General features: G+C 71.2%; 19 protein-coding genes. 6 read left to right on the plus strand and 13 right to left on the minus strand.

The annotated features are described in order from the left end of the window. Positions 1 to 172: 172 nt before the first annotated feature. The 5 genes from ACILQ5_RS01180 to ACILQ5_RS01200 form a co-directional block, all read right to left on the minus strand. On the minus strand, positions 173 to 967 hold the full coding sequence (locus tag ACILQ5_RS01180) for an ABC transporter ATP-binding protein (RefSeq protein WP_395656131.1): 795 nt from the start codon (positions 965 to 967) through the stop codon (positions 173 to 175). Beyond that, positions 967 to 1,866 carry an ABC transporter permease gene (locus ACILQ5_RS01185; protein ID WP_395656132.1) on the minus strand — a complete coding sequence of 300 codons (900 nt, stop codon included), beginning with the start codon at positions 1,864 to 1,866 and terminating at the stop codon, positions 967 to 969. Before ACILQ5_RS01185 ends, ACILQ5_RS01180 begins: the two co-directional genes overlap by 1 nt. Then, positions 1,859 to 3,895: a glycosyltransferase gene (locus ACILQ5_RS01190; protein ID WP_395656133.1), complete on the minus strand. Its 2,037-nt coding sequence runs from the start codon at positions 3,893 to 3,895 to the stop codon at positions 1,859 to 1,861. The genes ACILQ5_RS01185 and ACILQ5_RS01190 overlap by 8 nt, the downstream gene beginning before the upstream one ends. Before the next feature lie 90 nt (positions 3,896 to 3,985). Further along, positions 3,986 to 5,068 (minus strand): iron-containing alcohol dehydrogenase family protein, encoded by a 1,083-nt coding sequence (locus ACILQ5_RS01195; protein WP_395656134.1) that lies wholly within the window; start codon positions 5,066 to 5,068, stop codon positions 3,986 to 3,988. Positions 5,069 to 5,073: 5 nt separating this feature from the next. Beyond that, positions 5,074 to 5,808, minus strand: a complete 735-nt coding sequence (locus ACILQ5_RS01200; RefSeq protein WP_395656135.1) for a sugar phosphate nucleotidyltransferase — start codon at positions 5,806 to 5,808, stop codon at positions 5,074 to 5,076. 200 nt (positions 5,809 to 6,008) lie between these two features. On the opposite strand from ACILQ5_RS01200, the gene ACILQ5_RS01205 reads away from it, so the two are divergent. From ACILQ5_RS01205 to ACILQ5_RS01215, 3 genes are read left to right on the plus strand one after another with little or no spacing between them, the layout of a single operon-like run. Next, positions 6,009 to 6,335, plus strand: coding sequence for a DUF6752 domain-containing protein (locus ACILQ5_RS01205; RefSeq protein ID WP_395656136.1), 327 nt, complete (start codon positions 6,009 to 6,011; stop codon positions 6,333 to 6,335). 7 nt (positions 6,336 to 6,342) lie between these two features. Next, on the plus strand, positions 6,343 to 7,452 hold the full coding sequence (locus ACILQ5_RS01210; RefSeq protein ID WP_395656137.1) for a hypothetical protein: 1,110 nt from the start codon (positions 6,343 to 6,345) through the stop codon (positions 7,450 to 7,452). Beyond that, positions 7,449 to 9,050, plus strand: coding sequence for a LicD family protein (locus ACILQ5_RS01215; protein WP_395656138.1), 1,602 nt, complete (start codon positions 7,449 to 7,451; stop codon positions 9,048 to 9,050). The genes ACILQ5_RS01210 and ACILQ5_RS01215 overlap by 4 nt, the downstream gene beginning before the upstream one ends. A 23-nt stretch (positions 9,051 to 9,073) precedes the next feature. Here ACILQ5_RS01215 and ACILQ5_RS01220 read toward each other — a convergent pair whose 3' ends face one another. The 4 genes from ACILQ5_RS01220 to ACILQ5_RS01235 all read right to left on the minus strand — a co-directional run bounded on the left by ACILQ5_RS01220 (position 9,074) and on the right by ACILQ5_RS01235 (position 14,090). Further along, positions 9,074 to 10,072, minus strand: coding sequence for a hypothetical protein (locus ACILQ5_RS01220; protein ID WP_395656139.1), 999 nt, complete (start codon positions 10,070 to 10,072; stop codon positions 9,074 to 9,076). Between the two features lie 223 nt (positions 10,073 to 10,295). After that, on the minus strand, positions 10,296 to 11,279 hold the full coding sequence (locus tag ACILQ5_RS01225; RefSeq protein ID WP_395656140.1) for an endonuclease/exonuclease/phosphatase family protein: 984 nt from the start codon (positions 11,277 to 11,279) through the stop codon (positions 10,296 to 10,298). Positions 11,280 to 11,436: 157 nt separating this feature from the next. Beyond that, positions 11,437 to 12,633 carry a hypothetical protein gene (locus tag ACILQ5_RS01230; protein WP_395656141.1) on the minus strand — a complete coding sequence of 399 codons (1,197 nt, stop codon included), beginning with the start codon at positions 12,631 to 12,633 and terminating at the stop codon, positions 11,437 to 11,439. Beyond that, positions 12,630 to 14,090, minus strand: coding sequence for a phospholipase D-like domain-containing protein (locus ACILQ5_RS01235; RefSeq protein ID WP_395656142.1), 1,461 nt, complete (start codon positions 14,088 to 14,090; stop codon positions 12,630 to 12,632). Before ACILQ5_RS01235 ends, ACILQ5_RS01230 begins: the two co-directional genes overlap by 4 nt. 242 nt (positions 14,091 to 14,332) lie before the next feature. On the opposite strand from ACILQ5_RS01235, the gene ACILQ5_RS01240 reads away from it, so the two are divergent. Next, positions 14,333 to 15,394 (plus strand): endonuclease/exonuclease/phosphatase family protein, encoded by a 1,062-nt coding sequence (locus tag ACILQ5_RS01240; RefSeq protein ID WP_395656143.1) that lies wholly within the window; start codon positions 14,333 to 14,335, stop codon positions 15,392 to 15,394. A gap of 54 nt (positions 15,395 to 15,448) precedes the next feature. Here ACILQ5_RS01240 and glf read toward each other — a convergent pair whose 3' ends face one another. The 4 genes from glf to ACILQ5_RS01260 all read right to left on the minus strand — a co-directional run bounded on the left by glf (position 15,449) and on the right by ACILQ5_RS01260 (position 20,058). Next, positions 15,449 to 16,630 (minus strand): UDP-galactopyranose mutase, encoded by a 1,182-nt coding sequence (glf, locus tag ACILQ5_RS01245; protein WP_395656144.1) that lies wholly within the window; start codon positions 16,628 to 16,630, stop codon positions 15,449 to 15,451. A gap of 6 nt (positions 16,631 to 16,636) precedes the next feature. Then, positions 16,637 to 17,539 (minus strand): glycosyltransferase family 2 protein, encoded by a 903-nt coding sequence (locus ACILQ5_RS01250; protein WP_395656145.1) that lies wholly within the window; start codon positions 17,537 to 17,539, stop codon positions 16,637 to 16,639. Continuing rightward, positions 17,536 to 18,498, minus strand: coding sequence for a glycosyltransferase family 2 protein (locus tag ACILQ5_RS01255; protein WP_395656146.1), 963 nt, complete (start codon positions 18,496 to 18,498; stop codon positions 17,536 to 17,538). Before ACILQ5_RS01255 ends, ACILQ5_RS01250 begins: the two co-directional genes overlap by 4 nt. A 114-nt stretch (positions 18,499 to 18,612) precedes the next feature. Next, on the minus strand, positions 18,613 to 20,058 hold the full coding sequence (locus ACILQ5_RS01260) for an LCP family protein (protein ID WP_395656147.1): 1,446 nt from the start codon (positions 20,056 to 20,058) through the stop codon (positions 18,613 to 18,615). 164 nt (positions 20,059 to 20,222) lie between these two features. Between ACILQ5_RS01260 and ACILQ5_RS01265 the strand changes: the two genes are divergently transcribed. Both ACILQ5_RS01265 and ACILQ5_RS01270 read left to right on the plus strand, forming a co-directional pair. Continuing rightward, a complete protein-coding gene (locus ACILQ5_RS01265) occupies positions 20,223 to 21,467 on the plus strand; it encodes an LCP family protein (protein WP_395656148.1) in 1,245 nt (414 codons plus the stop codon). After that, positions 21,464 to 22,336, plus strand: coding sequence for a crotonase/enoyl-CoA hydratase family protein (locus ACILQ5_RS01270; protein ID WP_395656149.1), 873 nt, complete (start codon positions 21,464 to 21,466; stop codon positions 22,334 to 22,336). The genes ACILQ5_RS01265 and ACILQ5_RS01270 overlap by 4 nt, the downstream gene beginning before the upstream one ends. Positions 22,337 to 22,345: the final 9 nt, after the last annotated feature.

The raw sequence follows: 22,345 nt of genomic DNA on the forward strand, positions 1-22,345 counted from the left end.
TTTGTCAAGAAATCTCAGGCGTGTAGTTAGACCGGTCGGCTGGCCGGCGGAGGCGCGAGTCGGCGCGTCGTGCCCGCGCAGGAGGCGCGGGTCGGCGCATCGTGCACAAGAGGTCGGCATGCCGACGCGGGGCGGGCTGCGAGTCGGGGAGAGTCGGCTGCGCTTCGCTCCGCTAGATGTCCGCGCCGAGCTCCTCGTCCATCTCGTCCTCGCTCTCGAGCTCCTCCTGGGTGTCCGACCCGTCGTACTGGAGGTACTTGATGCCGGCCTCGACGTCGCCGTCGAAGCCCACCCTGCCCTGCTCGAGGACGATCACCCGGTCGCACATCTTCTTGACCGAGGCAGCGGCGTGGCTGACGTAGAAGAGGGTGCGGCCGCTGTCGCGGATCTCCTGCATCTTGCTCAGGCACTTGCGCTTGAACGGCCGGTCCCCCACCGCGAGCACCTCGTCGGCGAGGAAGATGTCGGACTCCACGTGGATGGCGACGGCGAAGCCGAGGCGGGCGAACATGCCCGAGGAGTAGTGGCCCACCGGCGAGTCGATGAACTTGCCGATGTCGGCGAACTCCACGATGTCGTCGAACTTGCGCTTGGTCTCCGCCTCGCTCATGCCCAGCACGGCGGCGTTGAGGAAGACGTTCTCGCGGCCGGTCAGCTGCGGGTGGAAGCCGGCGCCGGTGGCGATCAGGCCGGAGATCCGGCCTCGGGTGAGGACCTGGCCGCTGTCGGGACGCATCACGCCGTTGATGAGCTTGAGCAGGGTGCTCTTGCCCGACCCGTTGAGCCCCATCAAGCCGATCGACTCGCCCTGGTGCACCGTGAACGACACGTCGTCCACGGCCTTGAAGCTGTCGCTGATGTCCTGGCGCCGCAGTGCGGCCACCGTCATCTGCTTGAACGTGCGGTGGTAGCGGAGCGTGAACATCTTCGTGGCGTGGTCCACCACGATCGACTCGGTGCCCGTCATCAGAGGCGCTCCGGGATCCGGTTCTCCAGGCGGGAGAACACCAGCTGCCCGATGCCCAGCACGACGAGGGAGATGCCGAGGGCGATGACGCTGCGCAGGTAGAGGTGGTCCGGCATGTGCTGCGCGATCGTCACCGACGGGTCCGACGTCGTGCCCACCCAGAACGCACGCTGCATGAGCAGCACGGCCTCGGCGAGCGGGTCGGCCAGGTAGAGCTCGGTGTGGCCGTGGAACCGCTCGGCGACCAGGCTGTAGGGGTAGATCATCGGGACGCCGAAGCGCACGAAGTTGGTCAGGATCGACGCCACGTTCGACACGTCGCGGAAGAAGACGTTCGCGGCGCTGAACAGCAGGGCCATCGCGGTGCCGAGGGTCATGATGATCGCCATCGACAGCGCGATGGCGACCGGGTCACCGATCCCCGGCAGCCACCCCGACAGCACGCAGATGATGACCAGGATGATCAGCTGCGGGAGCACGTGGTAGAGCGAGACCAGCATCGAGGCGACGGGGAACATCTCGCGCGGCATCGCCATCTTCTTCACCAGCGAACGGTTGCGGACGATCGACCGGGTGCCGGCGTTGAACGTCTCGTTGAAGAAGTGGACGATGACCATCCCGCAGAACATGTGGATGGCGAAGTTCTCGACGTTGCTGTGCAGGTTGAAGAGGATCCCGACGACGAAGTAGTAGATGCAGAACTGCGTCAGCGGGTTGACATAGGACCACAGCAGCCCCAGCACCGAGCCCTGGTAGCGCGCGCTGATCTCGCGTCCGACCAGCAGGCGCAGCAGGTAGCGCCGACGGAAGACCTCGAACAGGCCCGTCGTCGCCGACGGCGGGCTGAGCGGAGGCAGGGTGGTCTCGTCGGCACGGACCGCCGTGGCGGACTCAGCCATCGGTCCCCTCGAAGGACGCCTTCCACACCTCGGGTGAGGTGAGGGAGGTCAGCGCCTCCTTGTAGCGCTCGCTCAGCTCGGGCCACTCGTTGTAGAGGCGGGCGTGGAGGGCGGTCGAGCGCCGCATCTGCTCCATGAACTGCTTGCGGTCGCGGCGGTACCACGCGGCGCTGGTCCCGTCCGCCGTCGAGACGATGGCCGAGTCGTAGTGCGCCAGCCGGAACCACTTCTGGTCGACGTGCGGGACGATCCCCTCGGGGAAGTCCGACGACATCTCACGGGGCGCGCGGACCTGTCGGACGAGACCGGTCGCCGCCAGCATCAGCTTGCCCGGCATGCTCGTGGGGTTCGGGATCCCCTTGCCCTTGCGCGGCGGCTTCTTCATCCGCGGCTGCGGGAACAGCTCGAGGTCGGGGTTCGTCCGCGCGTCGTCGTACTGCTTGACCGTCGAGCGCAGGTGCGGCAGCCGCTCGGCCATGTCACGGTGCATCCGCTCCGGGCCGTCCAGGACGTCCTCGAGGGCCTGCATGATGATGTCGCCGGTGCCGTACTGCATCGAGACCAGCCGCTTCGCGTGGTTGGTGAGGCTCTCCACCACCAGGCGACCGCCGTGGTCGTACGGCGAGTGGAGCAGTGCCGACACCAGCCGGTTGCGCTCGTGGAAGTAGGCCTGCCAGTCGAGCGTGTCGTCCTTCTCGGTCCACGGGACGTGCCAGACGGCCGAGCCGGGCATCGTGACCGTCGGGAACCCGGCCTGGCCGGCGCGGAGGCCGAACTCGGCGTCGTCCCACTTGATGAACATGGGCATCGAGAGCCCGATCTCACGGATCACCGAGGTCGGGATGAGCGACATCCACCAGCCGGTGTAGTCGACGTCGATCCGGCGGTGCAGCCACGGCGTGGACCGCAGCGGCCGCCGCGCCCAGTCGTGGGAGTGCTTGGTCTGCGGTGCCGGACCCCAGAACCAGGTCCACTTCGACAGCGCCTCGCCGTACGCGTGCATGACGGTGCGGTCGTAGAGGCTGAACATGTGGCCGCCGACGATCGTCGGGCGTCGCGTCAGGTCGGCGAAGGCGATCGCGCGCTTGATCCCCTCGAGCTCGCAGACGACGTCGTCGTCCAGCAGGAGGACGTAGTCGGACGTCCCGCGCTGGACCGACTCGTACATCGCGCGGGAGAACCCGCCCGAGCCACCGAGGTTCGGCTGGTCGATGACGTGCAGGCGGTCGCCCAGCACCGCCTTCGCCGTCGCGTAGTTCTCGGTGTCGACGACCTTCTGGTTGCCCTGGTCGACGACGAAGACGTCGTCGAGGATCTCGAGGGTGGAGGGGTCCTGCGACAGCGCGACCAGCTGGTCGCTGCAGAAGTCGGGGCGGTTGAACGTCGTGATGCCGATGCTGACCCGACCGGGCTGCTGGCGGTCGGTCTCGATCAGCCACTCGGCGCTCTCGAGCACGGCCTCACCGTCGCCGGCCTCGAGGTCGAACCAGTACCAGCCGCCGTCGATGAACGGGTCGAGGGTCAGGTCCCGCGTGACCGTGATCGCCTGGTCGCTGTCGAGCGGGATCGAGTCGGCCCGGAGCACCTGACCGCGCGCGGTGGAGCGGTAGACGATCAGCGCACCCTCGCCGCGGGCCCGCAGCACGAGCCGGACGGACCGGTGCTCCGTCCACCGCCGCCAGTAGCTGGCCGGGAAGGCGTTGAAGTAGGTGCCGAAGGTGATCCGACGGCCCTTCTCGGCGATCGTGTGGTCGTTCTCGTCGACCCGCCCGTAGCCGATCATGCCGGTGTCGGCGGAGGGGGCGAGCTCGCTCGCGCTCGACGCCCGCTCGGACTTGCTCCGGTCCGCGCCCGACTGTCCCGAGGACGCGTCGGCGCTGCTGGCCATCGAGGTCACGGCACCCATGTAGAGGGCCCGGACGTCCAGCTCCTGGGAGGCGCGCATGATGGTGCGCTGCACCACCCGGAAGCCCTCGTTGGGATCGGAGTCGGGGCGTGGCGCAGCCACGCTCCCGGAGGCGTTTGCCACGTTCGAAGTCCTTGTCGTACGGGGGCGGTGTTGCCGCGAGACTACCAGCGGCACACGGTCCGGCCCGCATCAGCACGGGCCCCCCGCGGATCAGCCGAGCGGGCGGTCAGCGGGCGTCGGAACGGTCGATCGGACGCGGTGCACGGCCGCGACGAAGCCGGCGACGCGCTCCCTCGCGCGATCCTCGTCCATCGCCAGGTGCTCGAGGATCGTGTAGCGGTCGGGGCGGGTCTCCGGCGCTGCCAGCACGGCCGACACGAACTGCTCCTCCGTGAGCCCGATCTCGCCCGGCAGGCAGGGCAGCTCGTGCCGGGTGAGGCACGTCACGACCTGCTCGAACCGGTCCTCCTGGTCACGCAGGTACGTCGCGAACGCGGCGCCCAGACCCGCCAGCTCTCCGTGACCGGCGGTCCCGGGGAACAGCTGGTCGATGGCGTGCAGGATCTCGTGGCACGCGCCGCTGCAGGGCCGCGACGTGCCGGCGGCGGCCATCGCCATGCCGGAGAGCACGAGCGCCTCGGCCAGCACCACGAGGAAGGCCTCGTCCCGCACCGAGTCGGTGCGGCCGATGACCGCCTCGGCGGCGGTCCGGGCGAAGGCCAGCGCCAGGCCGTCCACGGGCTCACCCCGCTCCGCGCCGGCCAGCAGCCAGTCCTCGATGGCCGAGAGGTTGCTCACCACGTCGCCGACGCCGCCGGACACGAGCGGGGTCGGTGCGGCCCGGACGTAGTCGAGGTCGACGACGACCGAGAGCGGCATCGCCACGCCGAAGGAGCCCTTGCCGTGCGCGTGCTCCAGCGACGCGACCGGGGAGCAGATCCCGTCGTGCGCGAGGTTGGTGGCGACCGCGATCATCGGGATGCCGGCCCGGGTCGCGGCGTACTTGGCGACGTCGAGGGTCTTCCCGCCGCCGATGGCCACGACGGCGTCGTACCCCCGCTCCCCCAGCGCCGCCTGGAGCTCGGTGGCCGCCGCGAGGCTGGCCTCGTGCACGGCGTGGAACGTCGCGCCGGGGAGGGCCGGCTCGAGCCGCTCCCAGATCTCCGCCCCCGTCGACGGCCCGACGGCGACCAGGACGCTGCCGGTCGTCGAGATGTACCGGTCGTGCAGGAGCTGCGGGACACCCTCGACGGCCCCGGCCCCGATCTCGAGGTGCAGCGGGCTCGCCAGCATCCTCGCTAGTAGTGGCATGCGATGTCCCGGGCTCGCGCGAGGTCGGCGTGGTCGTCGACCTCGACCCACGTCGTGCCCGACGGGAGCGGCGCCAGTCCGAGGTCCTCGCCGTGGTCCGCGAGGTACTGGTAGCCGTCCTCGTAGTACAGCTGGGGGTCGCGCTCGTAGGTGGCGCGCAGGGCCTCGGCCAGCCGCGGGGCGGCCGACCCCTCGATGAGCGTGGCGCCGATGTACTCCGCGTACGCCGACGCCGGGTCCATCAGCTTGGTGATCGACACCAGGCGACCGCCGTCGTCGACGCGGATCTTCATCTCCTCCTCGGCGAGCTGCTTCTCGGCGTCGACGGCGAGGACGATGCCGGGGCCTCGGGAGGAGAGCAGCGTCTCCTCCACCGCGACCGGGTGGACCGTGTCGCCGTTGACGAGCAGCGCTCCGTCGGCCATGTGGTCGCGCGCGCACCACAGCGAGTAGGCGTTGTTCCAGACCTCGGCCTTGTCGTTGTAGACCAGCTCGAGGGTCACGCCGTACCGCTGCTCGAGGGCGGCGCGCCGCTCCTCGACCGCCTCGGCGGCGTACCCCACCACGACGGCGACGTCGCGCAGGTCGACGGCGGCGAAGTTGCGCAGTGCGATGTCCAGGATCGTCACGTCCCCGTCGACGGGGACGAGCGCCTTCGGCAGCGAGTCGGTGTAGGGACGCAGCCTGCGTCCGGCTCCAGCGGCGAGCACGATGCCGATCACGGTCAGGGCCTTTCTGGTGGACGTCCTGCCTCGAGGTGACGAGCCGCCCCCGACGGCGGCTCGGTCGGCCAACCTATCGTGGCCGTCGCGGCGGACGATGATCGCCAGGGCGCAACCGGAGGTTGGCTCGGCACCGCCGGCGGGCCGGTCGTAGGGTAGTCCCCGCTCCTGGTTGCCACCACCTGAAAGGTCGATGCGACATGCCCCAGCGTCCGCCCCGCGCACGCCGGCTCGGTGCCTCGAGGTTGCGCGGCCTCGCCGGTCGCGGCTCCGGGCTGCAAGCACGCGTCGAGGCGCTCGAGGAGGAGATGCAGGAGGCGCGTCGCCTCAACCGCCGCCTGGCCGAGCTGATGGACGTCGTCGAGGAGCTCCTCGTCCCGCTCAGCCAGCGGGACCAGGCGCGGGTCGACGCGTACCTGGCGAGCAACACGACCCGACTCGACGCCGACACGGACGCCGGCAGCTCCGCGGCGCAGGGACCGACGGCGGCCGAGGCGCACGAGTCCCAGCGCCCCGGACCGGGGTGAGGGTCGAGTGGCGAGCAGGATCTTCCTGCACATCGGTCTGCCCAAGAGCGGCACCACCTTCCTCCAGACCACGATGTGGGCCAACCGGCCGCAGCTGAAGCGCCAGGGCGTGCTCTACCCGGGCAAGGAGCGCCTCGACCACTTCCAGGCCTTCCAGCAGGTGCGCGGCGCCCAGCAGCAGGGCACCGGCGGCGCCTGGGACCAGCTCCTCGCGGAGCTGCGCGCCTGGGACGGCACCGGGCTGGTGTCGCACGAGTTCTTCTGCATGGCCACCCCGGAGCAGGCCCGACGGGTCATCGACGACCTCCAGCCTGCCGAGGTCCACGTGGTCGTGACCGCCCGCGCCTTCTGCCTCCAGTTCCCCGCGCTGTGGCAGGAAGCGCTGAAGATGAGCTACGACGGCGGCTTCGACCAGTTCATGGACGAGGCCTTCGCCGGGAAGCGACGTGGGGCCTGGGGTTGGTCCTCCCAGGACGTCCCCGCGATCCTGGAGACCTGGTCGCAGCTGGTGCCCACCGACCGGCTCCACGTCATCACGGTGCCGCCGCCGGGATCCCCCCGCGACCTCCTCTGGAAGCGGTGGGCCGCCACCCTCGGCCTCGACGACAGCCGCTTCGACCTCGAGGTCTCCTACCCGAACGAGTCCCTCGGCGCCGCCCAGGCGGCCCTGCTCCGCCAGGTCAAGCCCTACCTGTCCGGCCCCCTCACCGACGGCCCGACGCGACACCGCTGGGTCCGCCGCTACTTCGGCCACGAGGTCCTCGTCCCCCAGAAGGGCGCCCGGTTCTACCCGAGCGAGAAGTACGTCGACGAGCTGCGCCGGCGTTCGGTCGAGACCGTGGAGGCCATCGAGCGCGGCGGCTTCCCGGTCGCCGGCGACCTCGCGGACCTGACCGTCGACTGCCCGACCACGGACGGGCCGCACCCGGACCGGGTGACCGACGAGGAGATGGTCCAGGTGGCCGCCCGGGCGATCGAGCAGATGATCCGCGACATGCGCGAGATGACGCTCGACCGGAACAAGTGGCGGGAGAAGGCGCGCTCCCGGGGTGCCGGCGCGCGACGGGACCCGCTGCGTCGCCTCGCGGGCCGGGTACGCCGCCGGAGCACGTCGTGAGCGACCGCGAGCCCGCCACCGGCACCCCCGTCCTCGTCGTCGACGACGACGTCGTGCACCTGCCCGACGACGTCGACCCCGAGCTGACCTACGACGTCCTCCTGAACGGCGGGCACGTGTGGTCGCTGCAGCCCGCCCGGGACGCCGAGGAGCGCCGCGGGCAGGCCGTCGTGCCCTGGCCGAAGGCGCTCCGGCGCCACCTCGTCGGCCGCGCCGAGGTCGTCCTGCGCGAGCACGCCGACCAGGTCGTGGTCGCCACCGGCCGGCACGTCTTCCGAGGCGCCGAGGACCGCCGGGTCGAGGTCACCGACTCGCAGGGCAACCACCTCATCCTGGACAAGTACGGCCGCCTGACCCGCCCGCTCTCCGCGGAGGACCCGGACTCGGTGGACGCCTTCCTCGGCCAGGTCGACGCGCTGCTCACCACGCTGCGCGAGGAGGCGGGGCTGCCGTCGTTCATCTGCTACGGCACCCTGCTGGGTGCCGTGCGCAACGGCCGCCTCATCGGTCACGACAACGACGTCGACGTCGCCTACCTCAGCGACCAGCGCTACCCGGTCGACGTCGTCCGCGAGGGGTTCCACGTGGAGCGGGTGCTGCGCGAGCACGGCTGGCACGTGCGCCGTGGCTCGGGCAGCCGGATCAACGTCCGGATCGAGCACGAGGACGGGTCGCACCGCTTCGTCGACGTGTTCGCCGCCCACTGGGTCGACGACCGGCTGTACATGCCGCAGGACACCGGGTTCGACATCCCGCCCGAGCAGATCCTCCCGCTGACCACCGTCGAGCTGCACGGTCGCCCGTTCCCCGCGCCCGCCGACTACGAGCAGCTGCTCGCGCTGACCTACGGCCCCGGCTGGCGGGTGCCGGACCCGTCCTTCAAGTACGAGACCCCGCTCTGGCTCTCACGCCGCCTCAACGGCTGGTTCGGCGGCCTGCGCACCAACCGCAAGTACTGGGACGCCTTCTACGCCGGGTCCGGCCGGAAGCTGCCCACCAAGCCCACCACCTTCGCCCGCTGGGTCGCCGAGCACTACCCCTCGACGCGGCCGCTCGTCGACCTCGGCGCCGGCAACCTGCGCGACTCGCGCTGGTTCGTCAGGAACGGCCGGTCCGAGGTGCTCGCCGTCGACTACACCGGCAGCGCGATGCGGCACGGCCGCAAGCCCGGCAAGCGGCTGCACCGGGAGCTGGTCAACCTCAACGACACCCGGCACGTGCTGTCGCTGGGGGTGCGCCTGAGCCGTCACGAACCCCCGGTCGACCTCTACGGCCGGTTCCTGCTCAACACCCTCGACGCCGACGGGCTCGCCAACGTCGTGCGACTGGCGTCCATGTCGCTGCGCTCGGCCGGCTACCTGTTCCTGGAGTTCCGGACCGTGCAGGACGCGGGGCGCCCCAAGCACTTCCCCAACCAGAAGCGGGTCTTCCTCGACCCCGACGACGTGGCCGCGCTCATCGAATCGGCCCGCGGCAGGGTGGTGCACCGCGAGTCCGGGACCGGCCTCGCGCCCTTCGAGGACGAGGACCCCCACGTGTGTCGCATCGTGGCGGCCTGGAGCGACCAGCCGGACGGCGTCCCGGACCAGCACCCCTGAGCTGCTCGCGACGCCGGCGGGCGTCAGCCGCGGCGGCTCCGGAAGTCGTCCACGATCCGGCCCAGCCGGTGCATCCGCTTCCCGCCGCGCGCGGCTCCCTCGGTGACGGCCGGGACGAGCTTCGGTCGTGCCGCGCGCTCGACGAGCAGCGCGGCGATCGCCTCCGCGTACGCCGCCCGCTCGGCCTGGCGGGCGACGTCGTCGGGCGAACGGTACGGACCGTCGGGCACGCGCGGCACCAGCTCGGCCAGGTCGCCGTGGACGGCGTAGCCCCGCTGCCGGAGCGTGTCGTTGCGGTCCTCGGCCAGGGAGCGGAGCCGCTCGATCAGCTCGGGCGGGCACTGCGGCCGGGGCGAGGACTGCGCGGACAGCAGCCCCTCGGCGAACTGGGTCTTCACCACGCGGCCGTACTGCGGGTGCCGGATCCGGCCCGCGAGCGCCTGGTTCACGCTGCGGAGCACCTGGACCTGCGCGACCCCGAGGCTGGCGTTGGCCGCCTTCCGGGGCGCGGTGGCGTCGATCGCCCCGGCATCGAGGTCGAGGGCCTCGGCGAACCGGCGCCAGAGCAGGGTCGGGTCGGCGGACGACGCTGGGGCGACCACCACGTGCACGCGGTCGGCCGGCAGGTCGCGCACCCACCGGTCGAGGATCCCGACCGGGTCCTGGTTGCGCCAGAACCCCTTGTCGTACACGCCCTTGTCCATCTGCCGGACCAGGCGCCTCTCGAACTTGGCGAACGAGCGGGTGCTGCCGTTCTTGACCCGCTCCTGCCACTCCGACGTCGCCTGCCGGGCGAGGTCGCGCGCGGTCAGCACCAGGTGCACCTCGAGACCGTCGAGCTCGGCGTACGCGCGGTCCACCTGCTCGGGCGTGGCCGCGGCCAACACCTCGTGGCTCATGATCGTGGTGCCGTCGAAGTCGCGCGCCTGCCGGCACAGGGCCGTCCACCGACCCGCGAGGTCGGCGGGGTCGTGCCCCCAGAACTCGTGGGACTCGCGGAGCTCGACGGCGGCGAGGAACATGTCCACCTGACGGTGGCCGGCACAGCGGAAGCCCTGGGACCTCAAGGCGGCGTGGTTGTCCCACAGGACCTGCTGCAGGAACGTCGTTCCGCTCTTCGGCGTCCCGACATGGAGGACGACTCGACGCGGCGTTCTGCCCAACGGGGTCTCACTTCGGTGCGGAGGACGGGGTGGTCACGTACCGGCGCGGCGCGCTGGACGGCGTCCTCCACGATACAGGTGGTCAGTCTCCGGTCGCCCCGACCGTCCCGGAGACCTTGACGTCGAAGTCGACCAGCAGCGGGCGGTGGTCGGAGGACAGCCCGCGCATGACCCGTTGCCCCGAGGGCTGCAGCGGCTTGCGCGGCAGGAAGTAGACGTAGTCGATCAGGCGGGTGTCGTTGCCGGAGCGCAGCGTGTGGGTCCCGATGGTGGGCTCGCTCAGCGCTTCGTAGCTCGCCTGCAGCCCCACGTCGCCGAGCTTGCGGTACGGGAACATGGCCGGCGCGAGGACCTCGTCCCGGCGGAAGTTGACGTTGAGGTCCCCGGTCACGAACACCAGTCCCCAGTGGTTCTCGGTGATGCCGCGGACGAGGTCCTGCAGGCCGTCCATGTGGGTCCGGAAGATCTCCAGGCGCTTCGGGAAGTGGCGGTTCGGGCCGCCGCTCCTGCCCTGCACGCTCGGCACCGCGTGGTTGTTCAGCACGTAGACGGGGCGTCCGCTCTCGCGGTCGAGGAGGCGGACCCAGTTCACGTACTTCGCGTTGATCGTCGACGGTCCGGCTCCGGCCGGACCCACGTACGTCGGCTCGGTCACCTGAACCGAGCCCGACGCCTTCAGCTCGAAGCGGTCGGCGCGGTAGAGGATCGGGGTCTCCCCCGGCACCGGCGGGCCGGGCATGTTGGTGCCCCAGACGCACCCGTCGCAGTCGACGTAGGTCGCCCGGACGGCCGCCCGCTTCGCCGGGCTGGCCATCTCCTGGAGCGTGATGATGTCGGGGTCCCGTCGCATGATCACGGCGAGGTCGTGCAGCGCGGCCTCCGGCTCCAGCTGCGCGTCGGTGTTGTAGGTGATGATCCGCAGCGGGGTCGTCACCGGCTCGTCCGGCCCCGTGCTGCTCCCGGCGCCCGCGGCGGCCGTGGTCCCGGTCGCCGCCAGGCACGCGGCCAGCACGGCGGCGCCCACGGCGACCGCGCCGCGCGCGACTGGCGAACCCGAGCGGGCCACGTGTCCTCCTCGTGACGGGATCCAGCCGGTCGGGCGGACGACGACGGTTCGAGACCGGCTGCGGAGGATGCGATCTTAGTCACACGAGGCTCACTTGTCACTCAGACCTCACGACCGACCCGGCGCGGTCGACGCGGGGACGGCGGTCGGTGAGCGTTCAGCGGCGCCGGCGGACCCGGCGCGCGACCTGCCGGGCCCGGCCCAGGGAGCCGTGCTGGTCGGCGAGCTCGTTGAGGGCGGCGCGGACCGGGTGCGCCCGTAGGGCCTCGCCCCGCTCGATCGCCGGGCGGGTGCGCTGGGAGGTCTCGGAGACGTCGACGAGCAGGTCGGCCAGGGCCAGCACGCTCTCCTCGAGGAGATCGGCCTCGGGGACGGCCTGGTAGCCCTCGCCGGTCGCCGCGGCCCGGACGGTGTCGTCGCCGACCACCAGGTCGTCGAGAGAGCCGACCACGTCCACCCCCGCCTCGGCCATGCCGTCCGCGAGCCTGCGGGACTCCTCGGCGGCGAACGCGACGTCCTCGGGAGCCAGGCGCAGCGGGCTGCCCGGGCGGGCGGCCAGCACCTGGTGGGCCAAGATCCCCTTGACCACGACCGGGTAGGGCCCCGGCATCGGCAACCGGTCGCCGAGCGCGACGTTCACCCGCCGCAGCAGCTCGACCTGCTCGAGCCCCAACGACGTGTTGGAGCGCGGGACGGCGGTGTCGAAGGCGCCGGCGTCGAGGCCGAGCAGACCGGCGAACCTCTCCCACAGGAGTCCGGGCGGGGCACCGACGGGGGGCACGGTCACGACGTGGACCTGCGACGGCGGCAGCCCGGAGCCCCACCGGTCCAGGATCCCGACGTAGTCCTGCACCCGCCAGAACCACCCGGTCCGCGTCGCCGCCTCGGTGCGCACCCCGGCGACGAACTCGTCGAAGGGCAGCGTCGAGCGGTGCTTGACGTGCTCCTGCCACTCGGCCGAGACCTGCCGGAGGAGGTCCCGCGCGGTCAGGACCACGTGCACCTCGGTGTCCGGCCGGAACGACGAGATCGCCCGCCGCACCTGGTCACGGTCGGCGGCGGCGAAGAGCTCGTGCGAGACCAGGCTGGTGCGCGGCCAGCCCTCGACCTCCTCGACCATCCGCATCCACATGCCCCGGGCCCGCGGAGGGTGCGGCGGCCGGGCGAGGCCCCGGAGGTCGAGCGTCGCGAGGTAGTGGTCGTCGAAGCTGCCGAGGGGCAGCCGGACGCCCTGCTGCTCGACGCGGTCACGCTGCGACCAGAGCACCTGCTGCAGGAACGTCGTCCCGGTCTTGGGACTCCCGACGTGCAGGAAGACGCGACGGGGGTCGTCGCCGGTCGACGGACCTGTCACGGCAGGGTGCTGGGCCGCGTGTAGGGCAGCCGCCGCGAGTGGTCCCGGATCTTGATCCAGTTCCGCAGGTAGGCGTCGTAGGCGCTCTTGAGCTCGATGTTCAGCGTCGACTCGTCGCCCTTGGAGAGGGACCCGTGGACCCAGTTGGGCGAGCCGGTCATGACGACCCACTTCTTGTCGAAGCCCCGGTAGCTGCCGCGCACGAGGACGAACTTGCTGTGGGTGCGGACCTCGTTCCAGCCGTCCTCGTTGAAGTCCCACCGGCTGTCGTACAGGTTGATCACGTGGTTCGCGGCGGCGGTGCGCAGCCGCTCGGCGATCTGCCGGGACGGGGCACCGTAGATGATGCTGATCTGGCAGCCCGCATGCGCCATGTTGAGCAGCTTGGTGGCGATGTAGTTGCCGCGAGCGCCCTTCCAGTAGAACATCGAGATGTGGATCTGGGTGGGTCCCAGCGCCCGGCTGTGGCACTTGATCTTGTTGAGGTCGTGCATCACCGGGTCCTTCTTGATCCCGGCCCCGGCGATCGGGAAGAAGCGGGTCGTGTAGGGCCCGTCGGTGAAGTGGATGCCCTCGCGTGGCGCTCGCTTGCCGTAGGTCATCGCGAGGTGCTCCTGGACGTACCGGTCGTAGCTCGCCTCCCGGCCGCGGAAGATGTACATGTCGTTCCAGCCGAGCTTGGCGCCGCCGCGGTTGATGTTCGACGAGCTGACCATGACGACGTCGTGGGCGCCGCCGGTCTGGGAGAAGAGGTAGATCTTCATGTGCATGTTGCCCTGGCCCGAGCGGCAGCTCGGCACGCACCGCTTGACGTAGCTCCCGTCCTTGCCCCAGGTGACGGAGTCGCCCAGCTGGGCGTCGACGCTGCGCGCCGTCTGCTTCATGGTGAGGAGCGGGTTGCCCGGGACGGTCCGGCCGGTCCGGTGGCCGCCGTGACCGCCGTGCGGCTTCAACGGCCGGTTGCACGGCCCTCGACGGGGCTTGTGGTCCGGCTTCCCGTCCTTGTTGTGGTCGCGGACGTTGTCACCGTTCAGGGCCGAGATCAGGCGACGCGAGTTGTGGTTGTCGATGTCCTGGTCGATGATCACGCGCACCGCCACGCCACGTCGGCAGGCGTTGATGAGGTCCGTCACCGATCGCGAGTGGTCCATGAGGAACGTCGTGATGTGGATGACCGGCTGCGGCTTCTTGCTGGTCCGCTTGTGGCGCGGCACCCCGTTGATCGCCCGGTCGACCTTGCTGACGATGGCGAAGTTCCCGGCGTACGTCTTCGAGAACGGGCGGGGCGTGTTGAACACCGCCGTGCCGGGAGCCACCGGTGCCGACGGTGCCGTCGCGCGCGCCGGCACCACCCGGGTCGGCGCGCCGCTGGTCGCGCTGGAGGCGCTGGAGGCGACCGCCAGCGGGATCAGCATCAGGAACAGGGTGAACGCCGCGAGTGCGGGAAGCTTGCGCATGGGTCCTCGAGGAAGAAAGGGCGAGTGAGCGGTTTTCAGGGTACCTGCCGGTACCCGTGGATCCCTGTTCGCGGTCGCCCTCTCGGCGGGTCGGGGGTGGCGGCGCCGGGCGACCTGGGCGGGGCGGACGCCCCGAGGAGTGCCAGCGGCGGATCCTGGGTATCCTGGGCGCACCCGTCTTCCCCTGTCCCTCGGCTCCCCGGAGCCACCGCGCGACCAGCGTCAACGGAGGTGTCCTGGCCATGAGTCAGCACCGCCTGCGCCCGGACCGTCGGTGGTCCCGAGCCGCCCGGTCACGGGCGGTCGGCGCCCTGACCGTGGCCGTCGTGCTGACCGGTGGCGCCGCCGTGGCCGCCACCCAGGGCTGGGACGGGCCGGGCACGGCCGCTCCCGCGGCACTCGAGGCTCCCCCGGCCATCCAGAAGGTCGTGGTGGCGCCGCCGGCGCTGAAGCGCGACGAGCCCGCCCGGACCGAGGACCAGCGTGGCGGTCTCGCCCAGCTCGCCGCCCGCGCCGAGAAGCGGGCCCAGCGCCGCGAGCGCCAGGCCCCGCCCCCGACGACCACGTTCCGGGTGGCCTCGATCAACGCGCTCGGCGACTCGCACACCCGGCCTGGCGGCAACAAGCCCCGGTTCGCCCCCAGCGAGGTCCGCACCCGTGGCCTGATCAGCATCCTCGCGACCCAGCAGGTCGACGTCGTCGGCCTCCAGGAGTTCGAGGTCCCGCAGCGGGCGGCGTTCCAGCGGCTCGCCCCCGCCTGGGACGTGTTCACCGGCTCCGAGCGCGGCCACGACTCGATCGCCTACCGCACCGACGTGTGGGAGTACGTCACCGGCGGGACCGGCACCATCCCCTACTTCCACGGCAACCCGGCGCCGATGCCGTGGGTGACCCTCCGCCACCGGGAGACCGGGCGCGAGGTCTCCTTCATCAGCATCCACAACCCGACGAGCAACGCCCAGCGCGGCAACAACGCCGCCTCCCGCGCCGAGGCGACGAGGCGTGAGATCGCGATGGTCCGGTCGCTGGCGCAGGGCGGCAACCCGGTCCTGCTCCTCGGCGACTTCAACGAGCGCAGCGAGGCGTTCTGCATGGTGACGTCGGGCGGCGACATCGGGGCCGCCAACGGCGGCAGCGTCGGTGGTGGCTGCTCGCCGCCCCCGGGAGCCGGCATCGACTGGATCTTCGGCACGACCGACATCGACTTCGACCAGTACCTCCGCTACCAGGACGGGCTGGTCCAGCGGACCACCGACCACCCCGCGGTCGTCGCCGACGCCACGATCACCGAGCCGCTCCCCTGACCGTCCGGGACCTGACGCCTGCGGCCTGAGGTCAGGGCGTGACGCCGCAGCGGGTCACAGGCCGCTGTCGAGGCTCGTGTCGTCCTGGAAGTAGGGCTTGAGCTTGTTGTCGAACATCGACAGCGCCGACCCGATCGCCATGTGCATGTCGAGGTACTGGTAGGTCCCGAGGCGACCACCGAAGAGCACCATCGGCTCCTTCTTGGCCAGCTCGCGGTAGCGCAGCAGCTTCTCGCGGTCCTCCGCGGTGTTGATCGGGTAGTACGGCTCGTCGTCGTCCTCCGCGAACCGCGAGTACTCGTGGACGATGACCGTCTTCCCCGGGAGGTGGGTCCGCTCGGGGTGGAAGTGCTGGAACTCGATGATCCGGGTGAACGGCACGTCCTGGTCGTTGTAGTTGACGACGCCGGTGCCCTGGAAGTCGTCGACGTCCTCGACCGACTCCTCGAGGTCGACGGTGCGCCACGACAGGCGGCCCTCGCTGTGACCGAAGTACTCGTCGACCGGGCCGGTGTAGACGATCGGGACCGTCCCCTTGAGCTCGTCGGCGACGTCGAAGAAGTCGGTCTCCAGGCGGACCTCGATGTTCGGGTGGTCGGCCATCCGGGTCAGCCAGGCCGTGTACCCGTCGACGGGCAGGCCCTCGTGGGTGTCGCTGAACCACCGGTTCTCGAAGGTGTAGCGCACCGGCAGCCGGGTGATGATGTCCGCGCTCAGCTTGGTCGGGTCGGTCTGCCACTGCTTGGCGGTGTAGCCCTTGATGAACGCCTCGTAGAGCGGGCGTCCGATCAGGCTGATCGCCTTCTCCTCGAGGTTCGTCGCGTCCTCGGTGCGGATCTCGCTGGCCTGCTCGGCGATCAGCGCGCGGGCCTCGTCGGGGGTGTGCGACCGCCCGAAGAACTGGTTGATCAGCCCCAGGTTCATCGGCAGCGAGTAGACCTGGCCCTGGTACTTGCCGAAGACCCGGTGCTTGTAGTCGGTGAACGAGGTGAACCGGTTCACGTACTCCCACACGCGCTCGTTCGAGGTGTGGAAGAGGTGGGCGCCGTACTTGTGGACCTCGATGCCCGTGGCCGGGTCCTTCTCGCTGTAGGCGTTCCCGCCGAGGTGGTGACGCCGCTCGAGGACGAGCACGCGCAGGCCGAGTTCGGTCGCGCAGCGCTCGGCGATGGTGAGCCCGAAGAAGCCGGAGCCGACGACGACGAGCTGGGGATGACCGTGGGAAGGAGCAGACACGGTCGGTCAGTCTACGGACCGACGAGGACCGGCCCGCATCGCCCGCGCGTCGCGCATGGCGCGGATCACGTTGCGCGCCTCCGCCCGCCCGCCGCGCACCGGGCTCAGCGCCACGACCGCAGCCGTCACCAGGCCCGGCTTCGCGCGCACCAGCGCGTTCTGTCCGTAGCGCAGGTGCACGACGAACAGGTTCCGGTACATGTAGTAGCCCTTCCAGCCGCTGAGGTCGTGCTGCTGGTCGAAGTCGAGCTGGCGGACCAGGACGGCGTCGCGGACCGCCCAGATCCGGAAGCCGGCCCGGCGGGCCCGCAGGGCGTAGTCGACGTCGTCGTAGAAGATGAAGAACGACGGGTCGGGCAGCCCGATCGCGTCCACGACCTCGCGGCGCACCATGAAGCCCTCGAAGGCGACGTTCTCGAGCTCGACCCGGGCCGGCATCCGCTCACGCGTCCCGTAGACCGTCTCCACCATCGCCGTCTTCGGGCGGATCGCGAACGGGTTCCGCAGGTCGAAGCGGGTCGCGGCCTTCTCCACGAGGCGGCCGGCGGTGTCCTCGCGGACCGCCATCAGGCAGGCCTCGTCCTGGGCCATCAGCACGCTCAGGCAGTCGGGCGCCGGCACGACGTCGTCGTCCATCAGCCAGATCCGGTCGAAGCCGCGCTCGTGCGCCGTGCGGACGCCGAGGTGGAAGCCACCCGCGCCACCGAGGTTCTCGGCGGGGCGGACGACGTCGAGACCCGGGTTGGTGGCGGCCGCCAGCACCTCCGGCGTGCGGTCGCTGCTGGCGTTGTCGACGACGATCACCGTGTCCGGCAGCCGGTCGAGCGCCGCGAGGCCCACGAGCATCCGCTCCAGCAGGTCGGCGCGGTTGTAGGTGACGACGACGACGGCCACGGTCTCGGCCCTCACCTCAGGAACCTCCGGTGGCCGGAGAAGTCGCCGCGCAGGCCGGCCCACATCGCCCGGAGGCTGAGGCCGATCCGGTGCGCCGAGGGCCGGGTGAAGGTGTAGAACCACAGCGTCTTCACGACGAACGCCAGCGCGTGCGGCCAGCCTCGGTACTCGCGCTGGTTGAGCAGGTTGTTACGGGCCATGCAGTAGTGCTTGAGGTCGCTGGGGCTGTGGTTGTACGTCGTGCGACCGAGCATCATGGGCGTCCCCAGGCTGCCGACGGCGGGATGCCGGACCTGCGCCGTCACGACCGTCGCGATCCGGGCGCCGGCGGCCTCCGCCCGGAGGCGGTACTCGTGGTCGTCGCCCCAGATGAAGTACTCGGCACGGGGCAGGCCGATCCGCTCGACCAGCTCCCGGGTGACGAGGACCCCGTTGAACGGGATGACGATGCCGTCGATCCGGTCGCCGCTCGCGGCGGCGCGGACGTCGGCGAGCCGGTGGACGACCCGGGTGCCGCCGGGCAGCCGGATCGGGAACACCAGTCGCTCGGGGTCGGACTCGTCGACGACCAGCGGCCCCCAGAAGTCCAGGTCCGGCTCGGCCAGCAGCCGCGCCAGGCAGTCGCGGTCGGGCAGCCCGTCGTCGTCCATGAGCCACACCAGGTCCGCCCCGCGCTCCACCGCCCAGGCGAGCCCGTCGTGGAACCCGCCGGCCCCGCCGCCGTTCTCGGCCAGCGTCCGGCCCAGGACCGCGGCCGCTCCGGGGTGCTCGGTCCCGGGGTCGCGGTCCGCCAGGCCCGCGAGCCACTCCCCCGTGCCGTCGGTCGAGGCGTTGTCGAGCACGAGCACCTCGGCGAGCTCGGGGACCTGCTCGAGCCGCTCGAGCAGGCTCTGGAGCAGGGTGAGCCGGTTGAAGGTGACGACGACCGCGGTCACCCGCGCACCGGCGTACGGCGCGGCGGGCTGGTCGGTCACGGCGACCACCCTAGGGGGGTGGACGCCGTGCCCCGCTCGCGGTCCTGGTCCGAGTCGGCGCGGCATGACGCGCCGACTCGGCGTCTCAGGGCGGGCCGGACACGCCGACCCCGCCTAGCAGGCGGTGTCGAGGTCCTCGGCCTCGTTGGCGGCGTACCCGCTGCTCAGCGAGCCGATCGAGCCGCCGGTGACCGTGGCGTTCTTGTGCTTCTTCGGGGCGGCCGGGGCGCTCCCGTTGCCCTCCGCGTGGTCGATCGCGGCCGCCACCTTGGCCCGGACCAGCTTGATGTCCGGGTGCGCGGTGTCGATCATCGGCGGCACGAGCGAGAGCGTCGAGACCTGCTGGCCGCGCGCCTTGAGGGCGAGCTGCACGAACCGGGAGAACTCGCTCGACGGGATGTCGGTCGACACCATCGCCGAGCTCGCCTGGGCGATCTGCGCGAAGTTGCTGACCGCGGTCTGCGGGCTGATCTGGTGGAGCATCGCGTTCATCACGCACTTCTGGCGCGCCATCCGCGAGTAGTCGTCGGAGTCGTCGCGGGCGCGGGCGAACCAGAGCGTCTCGAAGCCGTTCAGCTTGCGCACCCCGGGCTTGATGTAGCCGGTCACGTCGTCACCCAGGCCGCCGACGGGGATCGGCTGCCGCACGTTGAGGGTGACGCCACCGAACGCGTCGACGAGGTCCTTGAAGCCCTCGAGGTTGACCATCGCCCAGTAGTTGATCTTGAGGCCGGTGATGCCCTCGACGGCCTCGACCGTGGCCTCCACCCCGGGGTTGTCCGAGTCGGGGAAGAGCTCGGTGTTGTCGCCGGCCCAGGTGCTGACGCCGTTGAGGTAGTCGGCGTCGAACCCGTCCGGGAACTGCTCGTGCATGACCGAGCCCTTGGCGAAGGGGAAGTTCTGCATGTTGCGGGGCAGCGAGATCAGCACGGTGCGGCCGGTCTCGGCGTCGATGCTGGCGACGGTCATCGAGTCCGGCCGCAACCCCCAGCGGCCCGCCCCGGAGTCACCCCCGAGCAGCAGCACGTTGTAGCGCCCGTCGTGGGCGCCGGTCACCTCGCCGTTGCCGGACATGGCGAGGATGAACTGCCGCTGGACGCCCACGAGGTGGGCGCCGAAGAGCAGCGCGGCGACGATCGAGAAGCAGAGCACGCCGTTGACGCCGATCGCCGCGCGGCGGTGGCTCATCGAGAGGGTCAGCGGCTGACCGAGGCGCCAGGCGTCGACGAACAGGAACGCCCACCCGACCGCGAGCGCCATCAGGCCCAGCCGCAGCAGGAGGAGGGCGGCGGTGTCGAACGCCAGCCGGAAGACGAGTCCGTGCCAGATCGCGCCGCTGATCACGGTCACGAGGAACACCAGCCACAGCAGGGCCCAGGTGCGCAGCGCGATCCAGCCGATCCGCCGGTTGCCGGCGACGACCTGGGCCGAGCCCGGCAGGACCAGGGTCATCACCATCAACGCCATGGCGCGCCGGAACCGGACACGGGCTGCGCGGTCGCCCGCCGAGAAGCGCGGACCGGAGCTGTCGAGCGACCCGGGGGAAGAGACGGGTGGCATCGAGATGCCTCTCTGCAAGGTGGAACGGGGAAGGGTGGTGCTGACCGCCAGTATCACCAGTCACACCCGTCACACGCCGTCACGACGCGCCGGGCGACCCGGGTCGGCACCACCGGCCGACCACCGACCGGTTCCACGAGGGCGCGCACGGTACCGTCTGCGCCATGAACGACCGTCCTGGGCGAGATGGCGCGTCCGGGGACGACGCTCCGGAGTTCGACTGGCTGTACGGCAAGAAGCCGTCCGGGAGCGGGGAGCCGCGCCCGGACGAGACCCGGGTGATGCCCACGATGCCGCGCCCGTCCGGGCCCCCGGTCCCGAACCCGGCGGCGTCCCGGACGCCGCCCGCCGCTGGCGGCAGTGCTCCGCCCCCGCCGCCGACCTCTCCCCCGGTCCCGCCGCGCCCGGTCGCACCCCCACCGGGCCCGACCCCGGCGCGCGGCCGCCGCGGCCCGAAGTTCTGGATCAGCCTGGTGCTGGTCCTGCTGCTGCTCTGGGTCGTCTACCTGGTCGCCGTGCCGCTCTACGCCTGGACGAAGGTCGACAAGGTCGACTTCGAGCCGGCCGGCCACCGCCCGGACGACCAGCCCGGCACGACGTACCTCATGGTCGGCAGCGACTCGCGCGCCGGGCTGACCAAGGAGGAGCGCAAGCAGTACGGCACCGGCGACGCCTCCGGCCAGCGCACCGACACGATCATGCTGCTCCACACCGGCAGCGGTCCGAACCTGCTGATGTCGATCCCGCGCGACTCGCTGGTCGAGATCCCCGGGCACGGCACGACGAAGATCAACGCCGCCTACGCCTACGGGTACGCCGACGGCGGCGCCGACGGCGGCGCGAAGCTGCTGGTGAAGACGATCGAGCAGAACACCGGGATCCGCATCGACGACTACGTCGAGATCGGGCTCGGGGGGCTCGCGGGTGTGGTCGACGCGGTCGGTGGCATCGAGATCTGTCCGACCACGGCCATGAAGGACAAGCTGGCGAACCTCGACATCAAGAAGGGCTGCCAGGAGGCCGACGGCACGACCGCCCTCGGCTACGCGCGGTCGCGGCACACCTCGGGGATCGGCGACATCGACCGTGTCAAGCACCAGCGCGAGGTCGTCGCGGCGGTCGGCGACAAGGTCATGTCGCCGTGGACGTTCATCAACCCGGTCCGCTACTGGCGCCTCAACATGGCGGTCCCCGACTTCTTCGCGTTCGGCGAGGGCACCGGGCCGTTCCAGGCGGCCAAGTGGGCGATGGCGATGACCCACGTCGGGCTCAGCTGCGTCGTGCCGATCTCCGACCTCGCGGTCCACTGGGACCCCACGCGGTCGAAGCAGATGTTCGACTACATCAGGAACGACCGCACCGACGACATCCCGAAGGCCCTGTGCACCGCCACGGGGCTCCCGAAGTGAGCGCCGACCGGGAGACCCTCGACTGGTCCGTCGACGGCGACGGGGTCGCCACCCTCACGCTGGACCGGCCCGACCGGCTCAACGCCTTCGACCTCACGATGGCGGACGAGCTCGAGCAGGTCTTCCGCGAGGAGGCCCGGAGCGACGACGTCCGCGCGGTCGTGGTCACCGGCGCCGGGCGTGCGTTCTGCGCCGGGATGGACCTGGCGGCCGACGGCAACGTCTTCGGCCTCGACGAGGACCTGCGCCCGACGGTCGAGCAGTTCCGGGCGGCGTACGACGAACCGCCGTTCGCCGACGGCGTCCGTGACACCGGCGGCAAGGTCACGCTCGCGATCCACGCCCTCCCGAAGCCGGTGATCGCAGCGATCAACGGGCCCGCCGTCGGGATCGGCGCCACCATGACGCTCGCCATGGACATCCGGCTCGCCTCCACGAGGGCCCGGATCGGGTTCGTGTTCGGCCGGCTCGGCATCGTCCCGGAGGCGGCGTCGAGCTGGTTCTTGCCGCGCATCGTCGGGATCCAGCAGGCTCTCGAGTGGGTGTACTCCGCCGAGGTCCTCGACGCCGAGACGGCGCTGGCCGGCCGGCTGGTGCGCAGCCTCCACGAGCCCGACGACCTGGTGCCCGCGGCCCAGGCGCTGGCCCGCTCCTTCGTGGTCGACCGCTCTCCGGTCGCGCTCGGGCTCGCCAAGCGCCTGCTGTACCGCAACAGCGCGGCCGCCGACCCGCTCGAGGCGCACCTGTCGGACTCGCTCGCGATGTACTGGACCTCCCTCGGCGACGGCCGGGAGGGCGTGGCCGCGTTCCGCGAGAAGCGCCGTCCGGAGTTCACCGGGCGGGCCTCGGAGCTGCCCACCGTCTTCTGACCTGGCTCC

Source organism: Nocardioides sp. (assembly GCF_044226305.1).
In the GTDB taxonomy this organism is placed as follows: domain Bacteria; phylum Actinomycetota; class Actinomycetes; order Propionibacteriales; family Nocardioidaceae; genus Nocardioides.